This is a genomic window from Streptomyces xanthii (genome assembly GCF_014621695.1).
Lineage (GTDB): Bacteria > Actinomycetota > Actinomycetes > Streptomycetales > Streptomycetaceae > Streptomyces > Streptomyces xanthii.
This window is the reverse complement of the sequence record NZ_CP061281.1, coordinates 124,508-139,895: the sequence shown is the minus strand read 5'-3', so window position 1 is coordinate 139,895 and position 15,388 is coordinate 124,508. Positions and strand designations below refer to the sequence as shown.

The 15,388-nt window shown below is 68.7% G+C and carries 13 protein-coding genes and 1 pseudogene; 6 read left to right on the top strand and 8 right to left on the bottom strand.

Features of this window, described 5'->3' with window-relative positions; all coding sequences use genetic code 11:
• Nucleotides 1-88: 88 nt before the first annotated feature.
• The gene (locus IAG42_RS00650) at nucleotides 89-610 is read right to left on the bottom strand and encodes a hypothetical protein (protein WP_223205790.1); all 522 of its coding nucleotides are present in this window, start codon (nucleotides 608-610) and stop codon (nucleotides 89-91) included.
• Between the two features lie 324 nt (nucleotides 611-934).
• On the opposite strand from IAG42_RS00650, the gene IAG42_RS00645 reads away from it, so the two are divergent.
• Nucleotides 935-1,432, top strand: a complete 498-nt coding sequence (locus tag IAG42_RS00645) for a hypothetical protein (protein ID WP_188335015.1) — start codon at nucleotides 935-937, stop codon at nucleotides 1,430-1,432.
• Nucleotides 1,433-1,520: 88 nt separating this feature from the next.
• On the opposite strand, the pseudogene IAG42_RS37895 reads toward IAG42_RS00645, so the two are convergent.
• From IAG42_RS37895 to IAG42_RS00635, 3 genes and pseudogenes are all read right to left on the bottom strand, one after another.
• A pseudogene (locus IAG42_RS37895) lies at nucleotides 1,521-1,598 on the bottom strand (cold shock domain-containing protein); the annotation flags it as partial.
• A 103-nt stretch (nucleotides 1,599-1,701) separates the two neighbouring features.
• Entirely contained in the window at nucleotides 1,702-1,851 is a 150-nt protein-coding gene (locus IAG42_RS00640; RefSeq protein WP_188335014.1) for a hypothetical protein, read from the bottom strand.
• Nucleotides 1,852-2,003: 152 nt separating this feature from the next.
• Nucleotides 2,004-2,477: an RICIN domain-containing protein gene (locus IAG42_RS00635; RefSeq protein WP_188335013.1), complete on the bottom strand. Its 474-nt coding sequence runs from the start codon at nucleotides 2,475-2,477 to the stop codon at nucleotides 2,004-2,006.
• Between the two features lie 282 nt (nucleotides 2,478-2,759).
• Here IAG42_RS00635 and IAG42_RS00630 point away from each other — a divergent pair, with 282 nt between their 5' ends.
• Nucleotides 2,760-3,152 carry a hypothetical protein gene (locus tag IAG42_RS00630; RefSeq protein WP_188335012.1) on the top strand — a complete coding sequence of 131 codons (393 nt, stop codon included), beginning with the start codon at nucleotides 2,760-2,762 and terminating at the stop codon, nucleotides 3,150-3,152.
• A gap of 105 nt (nucleotides 3,153-3,257) precedes the next feature.
• Here the strand turns inward: IAG42_RS00630 and IAG42_RS00625 are convergent, their stop codons facing one another.
• Nucleotides 3,258-3,902: a dihydrofolate reductase family protein gene (locus tag IAG42_RS00625; protein ID WP_188335011.1), complete on the bottom strand. Its 645-nt coding sequence runs from the start codon at nucleotides 3,900-3,902 to the stop codon at nucleotides 3,258-3,260.
• 185 nt (nucleotides 3,903-4,087) lie between these two features.
• On the opposite strand from IAG42_RS00625, the gene IAG42_RS00620 reads away from it, so the two are divergent.
• Both IAG42_RS00620 and serS read left to right on the top strand, forming a co-directional pair.
• Nucleotides 4,088-5,011, top strand: a complete 924-nt coding sequence (locus IAG42_RS00620; protein WP_188335010.1) for an aminoglycoside phosphotransferase family protein — start codon at nucleotides 4,088-4,090, stop codon at nucleotides 5,009-5,011.
• 134 nt (nucleotides 5,012-5,145) lie between these two features.
• Entirely contained in the window at nucleotides 5,146-6,438 is a 1,293-nt protein-coding gene (gene serS, locus IAG42_RS00615) for a serine--tRNA ligase (RefSeq protein ID WP_188335009.1), read from the top strand.
• Nucleotides 6,439-6,550: 112 nt separating this feature from the next.
• Here the strand turns inward: serS and IAG42_RS00610 are convergent, their stop codons facing one another.
• On the bottom strand, nucleotides 6,551-7,009 hold the full coding sequence (locus tag IAG42_RS00610; protein WP_188335008.1) for a DUF5959 family protein: 459 nt from the start codon (nucleotides 7,007-7,009) through the stop codon (nucleotides 6,551-6,553).
• A gap of 57 nt (nucleotides 7,010-7,066) precedes the next feature.
• Entirely contained in the window at nucleotides 7,067-11,860 is a 4,794-nt protein-coding gene (locus tag IAG42_RS00605; RefSeq protein WP_188335007.1) for a DUF6531 domain-containing protein, read from the bottom strand.
• Nucleotides 11,861-12,139: 279 nt separating this feature from the next.
• Here IAG42_RS00605 and IAG42_RS00600 point away from each other — a divergent pair, with 279 nt between their 5' ends.
• On the top strand, nucleotides 12,140-13,216 hold the full coding sequence (locus IAG42_RS00600) for a metallophosphoesterase (RefSeq protein ID WP_188335006.1): 1,077 nt from the start codon (nucleotides 12,140-12,142) through the stop codon (nucleotides 13,214-13,216).
• Nucleotides 13,217-13,288: 72 nt separating this feature from the next.
• Here the strand turns inward: IAG42_RS00600 and IAG42_RS00595 are convergent, their stop codons facing one another.
• Entirely contained in the window at nucleotides 13,289-14,245 is a 957-nt protein-coding gene (locus IAG42_RS00595; protein WP_188335005.1) for a GlxA family transcriptional regulator, read from the bottom strand.
• Between the two features lie 88 nt (nucleotides 14,246-14,333).
• Between IAG42_RS00595 and IAG42_RS00590 the strand changes: the two genes are divergently transcribed.
• A complete protein-coding gene (locus IAG42_RS00590) occupies nucleotides 14,334-15,287 on the top strand; it encodes an NADP-dependent oxidoreductase (RefSeq protein ID WP_188341115.1) in 954 nt (317 codons plus the stop codon).
• Nucleotides 15,288-15,388 lie beyond the last annotated feature (101 nt).

Below are 15,388 nucleotides of genomic sequence, written 5' to 3'. Positions count from 1 at the left end.
CTCGTGGTCGACGATTCGTGGCAGTCCTTCAGTACGAGGCCCTTGCCGTGCCATGTAGATGGGCAGGGGTGGAGTGTGGGGTGCGACCTCAGTCGGCGCGGCGCACCGAGTAGGCGGTGCCGACAGTTTCGGGTGTGGCGGAGTCTGCCTGGACCGCGAGGCGCGGGGCAGCCGTGGTCAGGCGGAACGACGTCGTCTCCGGCTGCGCGCAGTCGACGCGCCTGGTGACTCTGGCGGTTCCGGACACGGCCTTGAAAGTGACCTCTCCGTTTCCCGCGCAGGCCACCTCTACGCGCAGCGTGGTGCCGGATGCGATGGTCTTGTCCAGGTTCTGCCCGGGGATCGCGAGCGACCCGGATGCGATGAAGCCGTCGCCGTCCGCGCTCGAACCGTCAGTGCTGTCGAGCAGACGGCGGGCCTTGTCGTCGAGTCGCTCATGGTCGGGCCGAGACGCCTTCTGTGCAGGGGATGCGTCGGGCGCGCCGGCTTCCGGCTTCGTCGACGAGGCAGCCCTTGGCGTCTCGGTCGAGCCGGAGCAGGCCGATGTCACGGCTGTCAGGAGTGCGACGGCGGCCAGAGCCGTGGCCGTATGACGGGTGCGGCGGTACATGGATGGTCCCCCCGAGGAGTACAAGCCGGACCGCGCGGGTGCACGGAACTTCGTGATCATCCCTTGCCGGTGCCTGGATCGGAAGTGCCGGCCTGGGGCAGGGGGACCGACCGTGCGCCCCGACACTGGTACCGGGCAAGCCTTCCCCCAGTTCTCTGTGCGGTCCACGTGGTGGTCGTCGTCCTCGGGCTGGTGGTTCGTAAGCTCTCCCCCTGCTGGGTGGAACGCTCGATTCCGGGTTCTGGGCGAACATGGCCTCCGTACGTGGCGCGAGGCCATCAGCAATGCCTCGTACGGCCCACCCTGACAGATGAAGGAGGCGCGATGCGCGAACCCAAGAAGCAGGCATCCCCGTTCGGCTGGACGGCGACGAGCGACGCCGAGGGCACCACGGTGAACCTGCACGATGCGCAGGGGCGACGGCGGGCGACCTGGAAGCAGCAGGAACGCAATGCCCGCCTTCAGGTCATCCGCCTCTGGCCGCAGCAGCAGCACGCGGTGCAGATCTTCGACGGCGCGGATCCGGTCGGCGAGGCGACTGTCGACAACGGCCGGCCGCGCCCTGCGCGCCGGCGGGACCACGACGGGGCGATCGAACTGCACGGCCGCAGGTACGACGTGCGGCACACGCGGCGCTGGCGCTCGACGATGTCGCTGGACGGCCGGATCGTCGCCGTCGGGCGCAAGGGGTGGTTCGGCAGGTCTGTGCTCGAGCGGTCCCAGCCCATCGATTCGATCGACGAACTGGCCCTCGCGCTCTTCTGGTTCGCCGTCGCCCCGGGCCGCCCGGGAATGATCTGGATGACCTTCGAATCCGTCTGACCCAGGGGCACGAATGAGAGATCGGCCGGGGCCGAACGATGTGGACCTTGCCGGTGCGGGAACTGCGTTCCGCGGAACTGATCCTGGACGACAGCGTGCGGAAGCCGGGCGCCTGGATGTCGGAGTAGTGGCCGAAGCAGCCGCCGGGCGTCTCGGGTGAGTCGAGAGGTCAGGTCCGGGCCAGAAGGTGTCTACAGCGGCGGCACGCTACGCGGATCCGACGACCGCTACGTCCGCTCCACCGAGATCACGCCTCCTGCGCTCCGGAGCTATCCGCCGGTGCCGCCACCTCCTGGGGCGATGAAAACGGTGCGCAGCCGGATTCCGTGCCGGGAGCGCAGCCGGTGGAGTTCGAAGAGTGCGATGCCCGTCGCTGCGACGGCTCCGCCCGCCGACAGCAGCGTGGCTTGCACGGGCATCAGTGGCAGAGTCGGTCGCAGCAGCGCGGCGGTCCACTCATCCGGCGGCGACAACGCACCGATTCGAGGTGGTGACGCCGCCGGAGAGCCGGATCCCGACGGGCTTGGGCAATCGCTCGCCCGGCGGCACCTGAAGCGTTCGAGAGAGCCGGTCAGCCGATGGTGAAGCGCTGGTTCTGGGCGTCTCGGTTGCAGCGGGCCGTGCGGTAGTAGCCGTTGTCCTGCTGGTAGAGGCAGCGGCCCGTGCCGACGCTCTGGAGCATGATGGCGCTGCGGGCGGCGGGCTGGACGGTGCGCCACTTCTGGTAGGAGCCGCCGTTGCAGCGCAGGGGGTAGACGTCGCCCCGGTCGTTGCTGTCGAGGCAGCGTCCCCAGAAGTTGTTCTTGACAGTGGTGCTGGTGTTGAGGCGGCCGTTCCACTGCCACTTGAGGCTGCCGCGGCCGGTGGAGCAGCGGTCGCCCTTGAGACCGGTTTCGTCGGTCTCGCGCAGGCAGTCGCCGTAGCGGTAGTTCGCGAAGCGGCTGGTGGTGGTGGCAGCCGAGGCGGGCGTGGGGGTGAGGAGGGGGAGGGCGAGGGCGGCTGCGGCGATGAGGGCGGCGAAGGCTTTGCGGGTCGGGCGGCGCACCAGGGTTCTCCTTGCAGTGGTTTCAGAAGTCCCTCGACACAATCCCCGAACCCCACCGTCTGCGCCCGAAAAATATGGAAAACCACCAGATCGAGTCGCTCGTGCCGCCCGATTCGGTCCGGGCACGGCGCCGGGCCGGTCACCGCGGCCCGCTCCATCGAGGCCATCATGTGGAAGCACCGCACCAACCCGCCGAGAAACTCGACTGGCACCGCCCGACGCAGAGGCGCCCCTCGGATGTGGTGACCGCGTGAATGTGGACCTGAGGACAGAAACGATTCCATGAGTTTCGACATCTTCGTGTGCCGGTTCGAGAACGGTGAACCGGCGCCGTTGGACATGAGCGCTGCGCACAAGGTCCTCGACCCGTATGCGGTGGCACGGGACCCCCGGACGGGGTTGCTGCATGTGCGTGCGGCGGATATGGAGGAGGCGGATGTGTACTTCGCCGGCCCGGACAGCATCACCTTCAACCGCTTCGGCGGCGGCGAGATCATGGACCTCCTGGCCGTCCTGCTGCGTCGGCTGGACGCCGTGCTCGTCGTCCCGGGCGGACCGACCATGATCCAGCGGGACGATGACCGCGACCTTCTGCCGGCCGCTCTCAGGGACGAGTGCCCCGTCGTCGTGGCCAGTACCGGCGCGGAGATCGATCGGGCGATCCGTGCTTCCTGAACGGCCGCGCCGTCCTCATCCGGTGAGGCTCCCCTTCGTGAGGGAGCCCCACCGGTTGTGTCGAGTGCGGGCCGGCCTTTCAGTCGGCCCCAAGCGGGCCTCGCGTCACCTTCGCCAGAAGAGGTGGTGTGTCACGCCGCTCGGGCTGGGGACGACCTCCAGGTGGAACCGGTCGAGCAGGTCCTCAGGAGACTCCCAGAGCCGCAGTCCGGACCCGAGCTTCACGGGCGAGACCGCCACGTGCATCGTGTCGACGAGGTCGGCGTCGAGGAACTGTCGGATCGTGGTGACTCCGCCTCCGAGCCGGACGTCCTTGCCCTGTGCCGCGTCCCGCGCCTGTTCGAGGACCGTGGCCGGGTCACCGTCGACGAAGTGGAACGTGGTGTCGGAGAGCGTGAACGACGGACGCGTGTGATGGGTCATGACGAAGACAGGAGTGCGGAAAGGAGGCTCCTGCCCCCACCAGCCGCGCCACTCATGGTCCGGCCACGGCCCGCGTTGGGGTCCGAACTTGTTGCGGCCCATGATCTCGGCACCGATGTTGCGTGCGAAGTCGCGCGTGAAGTAGTCGTCCAGACCCCGGCTCCCGCCGGCATCCGTACGCATGGGCCAGCTCGCCGTGGCTCCCGCCCAGGCGAACAGCCTCTCGGGACGATCGTGGCCGAACGGACTCTCGAGACTCTGATGCTCGCCGGCACCGATTCCGTCACTCGAGACGTTGAAGTTCATGACTTTCAGCAGTTGATCCACGTGTTTCCTCTTCAGGTCCTGTCGCGTCACTGTGCGGCGAGGCGCCGCACATCATGACGTCGAACGGGACGAGGCCAGATCGACAACCGTCCGCATCTTTTTTTCCCAGGCACATCAGCTGCTGGGGCCGTGGTGGCGACGAAACTCCGTTGCCGCCCGTCCGGGTGCGGCCTACGGTCCCGTTCATGCTGCCTGTGGTGGAAACGGATGAGGACTGGGACGCTGTCGTCTCCGACGAGAGCGTGATGCGTCCTGGAGCGGAAGACCTCTGTGCGCGTCTCGGGTTCTCCGGTGCCCCGCTGGTTCGTTTCCCTGACGGGTCACAGCCGGTCTACGCGGTCGGTGACGACCACGTGCTCAAGCTCTTCCCCGGAGCTGCCGCTCAGGACGGAATCGCCGAAGGCCGCGTCCTTGCCCATGTGCAGGGGCGACTGCCGGTGCCGACACCTATGGTGCGGGCGTCCGGTCCGTACGAGAACGGCTGGCGGTACGTCCTGATGTCGAGGCTCCCCGGCAAGAACCTCGCCCACCTCTGGGAGCACGTGCCCCAGAATCATCGTGAACGGCTCGTCGCCGAGATCGGTGAGGCCCTCTCGGCGTTGCACGCCCTCAGCCCCGACCCGCTGCGGGACGTCCTCGGCCCCGAGGACTGGGGCGCCTTTCTGGATCGCCGAACGGTCGGCGCGGTGGAGCAGCAGCGTGCCCGTGGACTGTCAGAGGCCTGGCTGGAACAGATTCCGGACTTCCTCGCCTCCGTTGCGTTGCCACGAGTCCCGCAGCCTTCCCTGCTGCATACCGAGGTCATGCAGCAGCACTTCCTGGTCGATCCCGACGGCTGGCGCCTGACCGGTCTGTTCGACTTCGAACCGGCGATGATCGGTGACCGCGCCTACGACTTCGTCGGTGTGGGCCTGTTCGTCACCCGAGGGGATCCGGCCCTGCTGACTCGGCTCACCGAGGCGTACGGCAACCGCTTCGAGCCGCGTGAACTCATGGCCTATACGTTGCTGCACGTCTACAGCAACCTTCCCTGGTACCTGAGAGAACTGCCCGCGCCTGCCCAGGAATCCTTCCCATCACTCGCAGAGGCATGGTTCGGCACGGTGTGAGAGAAGAGGAGGCCGCCGCTGAAGGAGATCACCGCTGGTGGTGACGCGTCGATATCGAGGTTCGGTGAGGGGCCGGGGGTTGCTACCGTCGGGTCTGTTCCCAGCCCGCTCGCCTCACACGAAGGATCCTCCTCATGCACGATGCCCGCGCCCTGATCGAACTGGGTGCCGAAGCGGTACGTCGGCTCGCTCGTCGCGGTTACACCCTGGACCTGTCCCGGCTGGAAGACCTCCAGTCCCGGCGCAACCAGGGCATCCGTTCGGCCGACGAGCTGCGGGCGGAGTCCAAGCAGGTGGCGAGCGAGGTACAGCGGACGGCCAAGCAGGGCGGGGACATCTCCAAACTGAAGGAGCGCGCCCGCGAGCTGAAGGACCAGATCCGTGACATCGAGGCGGACCTGGAAACGGTCCAGGAAGAGCTCCGCGAGCTGCTCCTGACCATCCCGAACCTCCCCGACGACTCGGCCCCCGACGGCGACTCCGAGGAGTTCGCGATCGAGGTGCGCCGCGTGGGGACTCCGCCGGTGTTCTCGTTCGAGCCGAAGGACCACGTCGACCTGGGCGAGGCCACCGGCATCCTCGACTTCGCCCGCGCGACGAAGCTGTCCGGCTCGCGCTTCGCGGTCTCCCGCGGTGCGGGCGCCGCCCTGGAACGCGCCCTGGCCACGCTCTTCCTCGACATCCATACGCGCCGCCACGGCTACGTCGAGCACGGTGTCCCGTATCTGGTGACCCGCAAGACGATGACCGGCACGGGTCAGCTGCCGAAATTCGAGGAGGATCTGTTCAAGACGGGTGCCGCCGACCGCGACCTGTTCCTCATCCCGACGGCCGAGGTCCCGCTGACCAACCTCTACGCCGACGAGATCATCCCGCCGGCCGAGCTGCCCCTGGCGCTCACGGCCCACACGCCGTGTTTCCGCTCGGAGGCCGGCTCGTACGGCCGCGACACCCGCGGTCTGATCCGTCAGCACCAGTTCTCCAAGGTGGAGATGGTCAAGATCGTCGACCCGGAGACGGCCGACGCGGAGCTGGAGACGATGGTCGGCCACGCCGAGGCGTGCCTGAAGGAGCTCGGCCTCGCCTACCGGGTCATCAAGCTGGCCGCCGGCGACACGGGTTTCTCCGCCCAGCTCACGTACGACATCGAGGTCTGGATCCCCAGCCAGAACACCTACCGGGAGATCTCCTCGGTCTCGCACTTCGGCACCTTCCAGGCCCGCCGTGCCAACATCCGCACCCGCGGAGCGGACGGCAAGCCCAAGCTGGTCGCCACGCTCAACGGCTCGGGTCTGCCCGTCGGCCGCACCCTGGCCGCCCTCCTGGAGCAGTGCCAGCAGGAGGACGGCTCGCTCGTCCTGCCCGAGTCCCTCGTCCCGTACCTCGGCTTCCGCCGGATCGCGGCCGACGGAAAGCCGGAGGCGTAGTGCTCGTCGGGTGTCGGCTCCAGACGCACTCCTCGGCCGCGGGGCGAGGGATTACCTGAGGACCTCGATATCTGAGGGCATCGATATCTGAGGAACTCGATATCTGTGGGCCTCAGGACTTCTTCCATTCGAAAACCCCGTAGGAGCTCTCCAGCACTTCGCTGGGCCACTGCTTGCGCACCGCGTCGAGCAAGGCGATTTGTTCGTCGACCCAGGCTCCCTCCAGACCGAGAGGCAGGGTGGCGACCGCTCCCGAGCCGGTCGCGTCCTCGACGGTGATCACCGTGTCACCGTCGAGGCCGTCCGGGAAATCGAACGCCACGACCGGACCGTTGCCCTGGTCCAGCCAGGTTGCCGGCTTCCCTTCCCTCAGGACGGACAGCACACCTTGCCAGGCCTGGAGTTCGGCGGGGCGGATCCACACACGCAGCCGGCCGGAGACGAAACTGCTCACGACGACGATCTCCGCGGCGAGGGTGTCGTGGTCCTGGAGCACGCCCGGCCGGAACCTGCCGCTCACCTCGATCCGGAAGGAGTTCTCCGCGTCGCGCAGGTCGGCCAGATTCGCCACGGGTATCGAAACCTTTCGCAATGTTTTTTCTGAGCCGATACGGAATTGCCGAGGGCTCTAATAGGGCTGCTGGAATGTGTTGCGCATGCTCCAGCCATTGTCGTCGAATGCCTCGAGCGTAACAGCGTGCGGGTGGTCCTCTCCCGGACGGTAATGCGGGGTCGACGAGTAGAGCACAGGGCCCACCAGGGCCACATGACGAGCGACGATCTTCTCGAACTCGTTCATGGGACCGTTGTCGGTCTGGCTGTCGGTGCGGACCACGTTCTCGGGAAGGTCGCCACGACCGCCGAGCGCAGCTGGATGCAGATGCCCTCGCGCGTCTCCGGCTGTGTCGCCGTTGCGGAAGCCCGGTGGCTTCAGACGCCGCGGAACCCTGGTTCCCGTCCCCAGCATGTCTCTGGTGACGATCGCCGCGGTCCCGGATCGCCGCCCGTTCGCGTCGATCCTTCCGTAGTCGATCTCCCCCGTACGGCACGGAGTCAGACCCAGGGGGTCGCTCCACTCCCCGGGGTTGGTGACGTACGCGCTGGGATTGTCCGCCGGGGCGAGTCCGAGGGGGTCGGGGCTGAGGTAGTGGCTGGTCTCGGGGTCGTAGTGGCGGAAGTAGTTGTAGTGGAGGCCGGTTTCGGGGTCGTAGTACTGGCCCGGGAAGCGCAGCGGGGTGTAGGTGGTGCTGGTGGTGGACCAGCTGGTGGTGCCCCAGAGGGTGGTGCGGGTGTGCCAGGCGGTGTCGCCGTTCTCGTCGAGGAGTTCGGTGGGAGTGCCGACGAGGTCGGTGACGATGGCGTAGAAGCGGGAGTCGATCTCGTCCTGGGCCGCGGTCAGAGCCGATGCCGGGTCGGCGTCGTCGCCGGGGCCGGGGCCGGTGAGGCGCTCGGTCTGGGTGAGGGGGCGATGGCCGTCGTGGTCCCAGGTGAGAGTGACCGGGCGGGGCGTTTCCGCGGAGACGGTGGTCTGTTCGCAGAGGGTGGTGCCGTCCCAGGTGAAGTCGACGCGTTCGGCGACGGTGGTGCCGTCCTCGCAGATGCGCTGCTTGCTGATGCGGCGGCCCAGGGCGTCGTACTTGTAACGCCAGAGGGTGCCGTCGGGGGTGGTGACGGAGGTGAGTCGGTCCTCTGCGTCCCAGGTGTAGCGCCACGTGTCGGGCTTGGCGGACAGGCGGGTCTTCTGGCGCAGGGTGGTGCGGCCGGCGGCGTCGTACTCGTACCGGAACCGGCCGGCCTTGAGGACTCGGGTGCCTTCGTGGACGCGTTCGCCCCGGGCTTCGGGGCCGGGGTGATGCTCGGGCCAGGTGGCGTAGGTCTGGTTGCCCATGGAGTCGTAGGCGTAGGACTCGGTCCAGTCGCGGGCCGAGACGCCGGTGACCCGCCCGTTGGCGTCCAGGTCGAAGGTGCGGGTGCCGCTGAGGCTGTCCTCGATGCGGATCAGGTTGCCGTCCGCCCGGTAGTGGTAGTCCCGCTGCCGGACCAGACCCTCGGTGCCGGTCACGGTCTGGGAGGTGCGGCGGCCCATCTCGTCGTAGGCGTGCTCGAGGGTGAGGTGCTCACCGATCCGGCGGCCGGTCTCCTTGCCTGCGGCGTCGTGGGCGAAGCGCAGAGTGCGCCCGGCGGTGGTCAGTTCGTCGCGACGCCCGGCGGCGTCGTAGGTCCAGGCAGTACGGGCCCCCGACGGCGTGGTGCGGCCGGACAGGCGGCCGAACCGGTCGTAATGCCGGTGCAGGGTGCGTCCGTTGACGGATTCGGAGACCACGCGGCCCTGCTCGTCACGCTCGAGCCTGATCACCGCGTCAGGCGAAACGGCTTCGCCGAGCTGACCTGACGGGTCGTAGGCGTAGGTGGTGACCTGGCCGTCGGCGTCCTTGCGGACGGTGCGACCGAGCAGGTCGCGGTCGAAGGTGATGCGCTGCCCGAGTGCGGTGGTGCGGGAGGTCACCTGTCCGGCGGCGTCGTACGCGTAGGTCTGCGTCCGGTCGTCGAAGTCCGTCTCCGCGACCGGGCGGCCCGCGGCATCGTAGACGTACGTCCAGGTCAGCCCCACAGGGTTGGTGACCTGGGTGAGGCGGAGATCGGTGTCGTGGGTGAACTGGTGGCGGGCGCCCCCGGGATCGGTGCGGGCGGCGAGCAGGTCGAAATGGGTGTACTCGAACCTGGTCGTGCCGCCCGAACGGTCCGTGTGACTGAGGCAGTTGCCCTCGCCGTCGTGCGTCCAGTGTTCCGAACTGCCGTCGGCGTGAACGGACGTGAGGATCCGTCCCTCCGTGTCCCACTCCGCTCGCGTCACCGCACCGACCGGGTCCGTCCAAGTGACGACGCGACCGAAGGCATCGTGCGTGCACGAGGAAACCGCGCCCAGCGGATCGGTCGTCTCGACCGTCAGACCGGCCTCGCTGGAACGTACGCGTGTGACCGCCCCGGTCGGGTCCGTGACCGAGGTCAGGCGCCCCTTGTCGTCGTAGCTGAAACGGGTGGTGCGGCCCTCGGGGTCGGTGACGCCGGTACGGTTGCCCCGGTCGTCGTACTCCTGGTGCCAGGTGCGGCCGTCGAAGCCCGTGACGGAGACCGGTAGGCCGAAGGCGTTGTGGACGGCGGTCGATTCCCTGCCGTCGGGACGGACGACGAGAGCCAGGTTGCCGTCGGCGTCGTAACCGAAGCGGACGGTGCGGCCGAGCGGATCGGTGGTGGACAGGACACGGTCGCGCTCGCCCCGGGCGGTCGCGGGCATTGCGGCGGCGTCCGATCGGCCGGCAGCCGTGACGGCGTCCGGTTGCTGGAAGACGTGGGTAGTGGTGTTCCCCAGCTGGTCGGTCACCGCGGTGACCTGGTAGTCGGCGTTGATGCGGTAGGTCTTCCGCCCGCCGAGGGAGTCGGTGTAGTGGGTGAGGCGTCCGCCTCCCTGGAGCTCCTCGTAGGCGAAGGCGGAGGAGAGGTAGCCGTCAGGGCCGAGGGTGCGGATGACGCGCCCGGCACCGTTGTACTCGTAGCGGTAGGTGGAGTCGTTGCTGTCGGTCCAGGCCGTCATCTGGCCGCGCGCGTCGTAGGTGAAGCGGGTGGTGGCGTCGGTGGAGGTGGTGACGGAGTTGACGAAGCCGAGCCGGTCGTAGCCGAAGGTGCGCAGAGTGACGGGCCCGTCAGGGGTCTGCAGGGCGAGCCCGGTGACGCGGTCGTCGGTGGTGTCGACCGTGATGCGGTAGCCGCCGTCGTGGACGACCTCCTGCGGCAGGCCGGTGCCGGTACGGGTGATCGTGACGCCGTTGTGATTGCGGTCCTCGATCTCGCACAGCCAGTACGCCGGCGACTCGTTCAGCCAACTGCCCGTGAAGAACCGGGAGACACCCGTCGCACGGTCGTGGATACGGTACGTCGTCGCGCCGTTGTCGTGGCCCGCGTGGAACATGGCCATCGCCGGACCGTTGCTCGGCAGCACGCCACCGGTGTCCGAAGGCTGCGGCAGCCGGGGGTAGATCAGCAGCGAGCCGTCCTCACGCGCCCAGACCGCACCCTCACCGTGCCCGTCCTGCTCCAGGCGCTCGTCCAGCGTGGACGCCCAGTTCGCACCGAACCAGTGCCCCCACCTGTAGTCCGACAGGTGGGTACGGCGCAGCACGAGCGGAAGTGTGCCGGGCAGCTCGACGTCCCGCTGGGTCATCAGCATCTGACCGCTGGCGACATCGACCGGGTCGCTGTCGCACTTGCGGAGATCGACCGGACGGCCCTTCTGCTCGGGCTCCTGCTTCCCGGAGTCCAGCTTCAGCGGTTCCTTGCGCGGGTCCTGGTCACCGCCCTTGCGGCCGTCGTCGGGCGCCCCGCCGGTCCGGCCGGGGATCTTGCCGCCTCCGTCACCGCCCTTGCCGCCGCCGTCGACGCCTTTGACCTCGACCCGGTCCGCCTTGTCGCCGGTGTGGCGGTCGGTCCCCTTCTGATGCCGTGAGGCTGCCTTCACCCGCGTGGGTATCTCGTCGCTGACATGCTTGGCGGTGCGGGTGACCGTCTTCGTGGCCGCGTCCAGGGCCTTCTCCAGGGCGCTGTCGAACGCTTTGGTGAACCCGTCCTTGCCCTTCGTCCGTCCGAACGCGCCCTTGGCCTTGCCCAGATGAACGTGCGTCTTGCTGCCCAGATCGCCTCCGTGCAGCGAGACCTTCCCGGCGCCGTACTCGAACTCGACATGATCGATGTGGGTCCGCTTGCCCGCACCGCCTCCGGCCGAGGCCAGCGTCATCCCGGCACCTGCGGAAGCGAGCTTCGGCCCACCGGAAGAGTCGTGACCGCCGTCGGGATGGAAGGCGCCCTCGGCCAGGTCGAGCGCCGCGTCGACCGCCAGCGCCTCCAGCTTCGCCGTCACCGGCTCCGCCAGCTTGGCGGCGATCTCCGCGAGGATCTCCTCGATCGCCTCCTTCACCAACCGCTTGACGATCTGCCGCATCAGAACGATCTCGCCGGCCGCAGCCGCCGCCGAAAGCCCCAACGTGAGGCCGGAAGCGGCCAGTTCCGCGACGATCGTCCCTGCCAGCACACTCAGTTCGACCGTCGCCTTGGTCTTCATCGCGACGACGATGTCGTGGATCCGGTCGCACACCGACGCGAAAATCCGCGCGACCTCGGGGATCTTCTCCAGATGGCTGGATCTCACGTACGACCAGTGCTTCTCCATGGCGTCGACCGCCCAGCCCTCCGAGGAGCCGAGGATCCGCGTGATCGCCTTGTGCGCGTCCCCGCCGTGACCCTCGAACTTCTCCGCGAACTCGCGGAGTCCGTCGGCCATCTCCGAGTAGTCGTCCTCGTCGACGTTCGGCCAGTCGACCCCCGCGAGATCCAGAGCCCGGTCGACGATCTCAGGCAGCACGATGCCCATGTCCCACGATCCCCCGTGTGTCGGTGCGCTCTGCGATCGAGAGCATCATCCAGCTAACACTTCGCACAGACGTATCACCTACATCTGCGGGCCCTGAGCGGGTCTTTTGAGACAAGTCGGTGACACAGCAAGGGAATTGACCGGACGAGTGTGACCGAAGTAACCGGTCGGTAACCTGGTCCTCGCCGTGACACCGGGATTCACTGCATCTCCCCAGCCCGTCCGAGCCCCGTTCGCCTTGCCGGGATCGCGTGGCATCCGACGACGAGGAGACACAGGATGCAGTCGCAGGGAATCAGCAGGCGGGCGATGCTCGCGGCGACCGGTGGAGTCGGGGCGGCCGTGGCCCTCGGCACGTTCGGCCGGCAGGCGGTCGCGGCCGAGGACGGCGCGAACAAGCTTCCGCTGCCGGACAAGCGCGAGTTGAACGTACTGATCACAGGGGACGCCGGCACCGGCACCCCCGCACAGTTCGCCGTCGCGGCCGCCGCGCGCAAGCTGTGCGAGCAGCGCGGCGTCGACCTCGCGATCGGGCTCGGCGACAACATCTACGAGAACGGTCCCGAGGACGTCCTCGACGACGAGTTCGCCACGAAGTTCGAGGAGCCGAACCAGGGCATCGACGTGCCCTGGCTGATGGTGCTCGGCAATCACGACACCAGCGGCATCATCCCCGGCAGCGGCGGCCGGCCCTCCCGCGGCGACCACGAGGTCGCCTACCACCAGCACTCCGCGCGCTGGTACATGCCCGACCGCTACTACTCCGTGGCCGTCCCCCGACGGGCCCCCGTAGCCGAGTTCTTCGCCCTCGACACGACCCCCCTGTCCTCGTACGTCCTGCAGACCGACCCCGAGTACTACTGGAACGGCCCCTTCGTCCAGAAGCAGCGCGCCTGGCTGGCCGAATCCCTCGCCGCCTCCCGCGCCCGCTGGAAGTTCGTCTTCGCCCACCATCCGCTGCGCAACAACGGCACACACGGCAACGCGGGCGCGTACGAAGGCATCACGTGCGGCGACTACATGAGCGGCAAGCACGTCAAGAAGCTGTACGAGGAAGTGGTCTGCGGAAAGGCCGAGTTCATTCTCTCCGGCCACGACCACACGCTCCAGATCCTGGACACCGGCGCCGACCACCAGGGCACCCAGCAGATCGTCTGCGGCGCCGCCGCGAAGACCAAGGGACGGTCCGACCGCCCCGAGAACAAGGAGTTCTGGGCGGCCTACGACACCCTCGGCTTCATGATGCTCTCGATCAGCGCCGACCGCGTCGTGACGGACGCGTACACCGTCGACCCCGAGACATCCGACTGCCGGCACGCGTACCGCCACACACGGACGGACCGCATCGGGGCCTGACATGGGCCATCACCGGTAGGTGTGCGGGGCGGTCCGGAAGCGGGTGTGTCGCTGCCCGGCCTGGTGCGGTGTTCATGTGCGGGAGCCGGTGGCACCGCGGAAGGTGCGCCGGTAGGCGAGCGGTGAGACGCCGATCGCGGCATGCAGGTGCTCGCGCAGCGACGTCCCGGTCGCGAAACCCACCATGCCCGCGATGTCGTCCACCCCGAGGTCGGTGGTCTCCAGGAGGTGGCGGGCGCGGGACAGTCGCTGCTGGGTGAGCCAGCGCCCGGGGCTCATTCCGACCTCCTCGTTGAACCGGCGGGCGAAGGTGCGCCGGCTCATCCGGGCGTGCTCCGCCAGATCGGCCAGGGCGAGAGGATCCCGCAGGTTCTCCAGAGCCCACTGCCGGGTGGCGGAGGTGCCGTTCGCGGACGGCTCGGGCACCGGGTGCTCGATGTACTGGGCCTGGCCGCCCTCCCGCCACGGGGGCACCACACAGGACCGGGCCACGTGGTTGGCGACGGCGGTGCCGTGATCCCGGCGTACGAGATGGAGGCAGACGTCCATGCCGGAGGCGGCTCCGGCCGAGGTGAGCACCGACCCGTCGTCCACGAACAGCACATCCGGGTCGAGATCCACCTGCGGGTACCAGGACCGGAACACATCCGCGAGGGCCCAGTGCGTGGTGGCGGGCCGGCCGTCGAGCAGTCCGGTCGCGGCCAGGACGAAGGCTCCCGTGCAGATGGACACGATCCGCGCGCCGGGCCGCACCGCAGCGAGAGCCTCCTCGACGCCCGGCGGGGCCTCGCGGGTCAGGAGGGACATGTCGAACGGCGGCAGCACGACGGTGTCGGCGGTCCTCAGCAGCTCCGGGCCGTGCTCGACCGTGATCGAGAAGTCGGAGTTCGTCGTCACAGAGGTGCCGTCGACCGAACAGGTCGCCACCTCGTACCGCTCCCCGGCCGCACCGAAGACACGGCTGGGAATACCGAGCTCGAAGGGGTACACCCCGTCCAGGGCAAGAACGGCGACTCGATGAACACGCATGGCACGATCCCGTCGAAAGCTGGCAATCATGCCATGGTACGTGGCGACGGGCCCGGCCAGTCTGGATCCCATGACAGATCACCTCACCATGCGTGCCATCAGCCAGGACGTCCACGGAGCTCCTGAGGTCCTCGAAGAGACCGTGCTGCCGCGACCCGAGCCGGGTCCGAACCAGATTCTCGTCGCCGTCCGCGCGGCGGGTCTCAATCCGACGGACTGGAAGCATCGCGCTTCGGGACTCTTCCTGAACCGACTTCCGCTCGTGCTGGGCTGGGACGTCTCCGGAGTCGTCGAGGCCGTCGGCTACGGCGTCACCCTGTTCAAGCCGGGTGACGAGATCTTCGGCATGCTGCCCTACCCGCACGGCGTCGGCTCCCATGCCGAGTACGTCACCGGGCCCGCCCGTGCCTTCGCCCACAAGCCCGCCGGCATCGACCACGTCCAGGCCGGCGCCCTGCCCCTCGCCGCCCTCACCGCCTACCAGGCCCTCGTCGACACCGCCGAGGTGCGCACCGGACAGCGTGTCCTGATCCATGCCGCCGCCGGCGGCGTCGGCCACCTCGCCGTCCAGATCGCGAAGGCCCGAGGTGCCTACGTGATCGGCACCGCCAGCGCCGCCAAGCACGACTTCGTGCGTTCCCTCGGCGCGGACGAGATGATCGACTACCGCGCCGTCGACTTCCGCGACGCCGTCAAGGACGTCGACATGGTCCTCGACCCGCTCTCCGGCGACACCCGCACCCGCTCCCTCGACGTCCTCCGCGCCGGAGGCACCCTCGTCTCCCTGCTCCCGGGCACCGATCCCGACGAGGCCACGAAGGCGGCTGCGCTCGGCGTACGCGTGGAGACCCTGCTCGTCGAAGCCGACCACGCCGGGATGAACGCCATCGCCGGCCTCGCCGAGTCGGGCGCCCTGCGGGCCCACATCGAGGCGGTCTTCCCCCTCCATGAGGCCGCCGAGGCCCACACCCTGGGGGAGCGGGACCGCACCACCGGCAAGATCGTCCTCACTCCGGCGACGGCCACGCAGCAGTCCACCTGATCCCAGGGCCCGCCACCGTCCGGTCGCGCCCGGTGTCACCGCTCGCGCGGGGACTTCGGGCGCCGTGGTCGCGAAGGGCCGTTCGGACCGCTGTGGTTCAC

Excerpts from the sequence above, each read along its gene's own strand:
- IAG42_RS00650 (WP_223205790.1), bottom strand. The coding sequence starts at position 610 with ATGTACCGCCGCACCCGTCATACGGCCACGGCTCTGGCCGCCGTCGCA.
- IAG42_RS00645 (WP_188335015.1), top strand. The coding sequence starts at position 935 with ATGCGCGAACCCAAGAAGCAGGCATCCCCGTTCGGCTGGACGGCGACG.
- IAG42_RS00640 (WP_188335014.1), bottom strand. The coding sequence starts at position 1,851 with ATGCCCGTGCAAGCCACGCTGCTGTCGGCGGGCGGAGCCGTCGCAGCG.
- IAG42_RS00630 (WP_188335012.1), top strand. The coding sequence starts at position 2,760 with ATGAGTTTCGACATCTTCGTGTGCCGGTTCGAGAACGGTGAACCGGCG.
- IAG42_RS00620 (WP_188335010.1), top strand. The coding sequence starts at position 4,088 with ATGCTGCCTGTGGTGGAAACGGATGAGGACTGGGACGCTGTCGTCTCC.
- serS (WP_188335009.1), top strand. The coding sequence starts at position 5,146 with ATGCACGATGCCCGCGCCCTGATCGAACTGGGTGCCGAAGCGGTACGT.
- IAG42_RS00605 (WP_188335007.1), bottom strand. The coding sequence starts at position 11,860 with ATGGGCATCGTGCTGCCTGAGATCGTCGACCGGGCTCTGGATCTCGCG.
- IAG42_RS00600 (WP_188335006.1), top strand. The coding sequence starts at position 12,140 with ATGCAGTCGCAGGGAATCAGCAGGCGGGCGATGCTCGCGGCGACCGGT.
- IAG42_RS00595 (WP_188335005.1), bottom strand. The coding sequence starts at position 14,245 with ATGCGTGTTCATCGAGTCGCCGTTCTTGCCCTGGACGGGGTGTACCCC.
- IAG42_RS00590 (WP_188341115.1), top strand. The coding sequence starts at position 14,334 with ATGCGTGCCATCAGCCAGGACGTCCACGGAGCTCCTGAGGTCCTCGAA.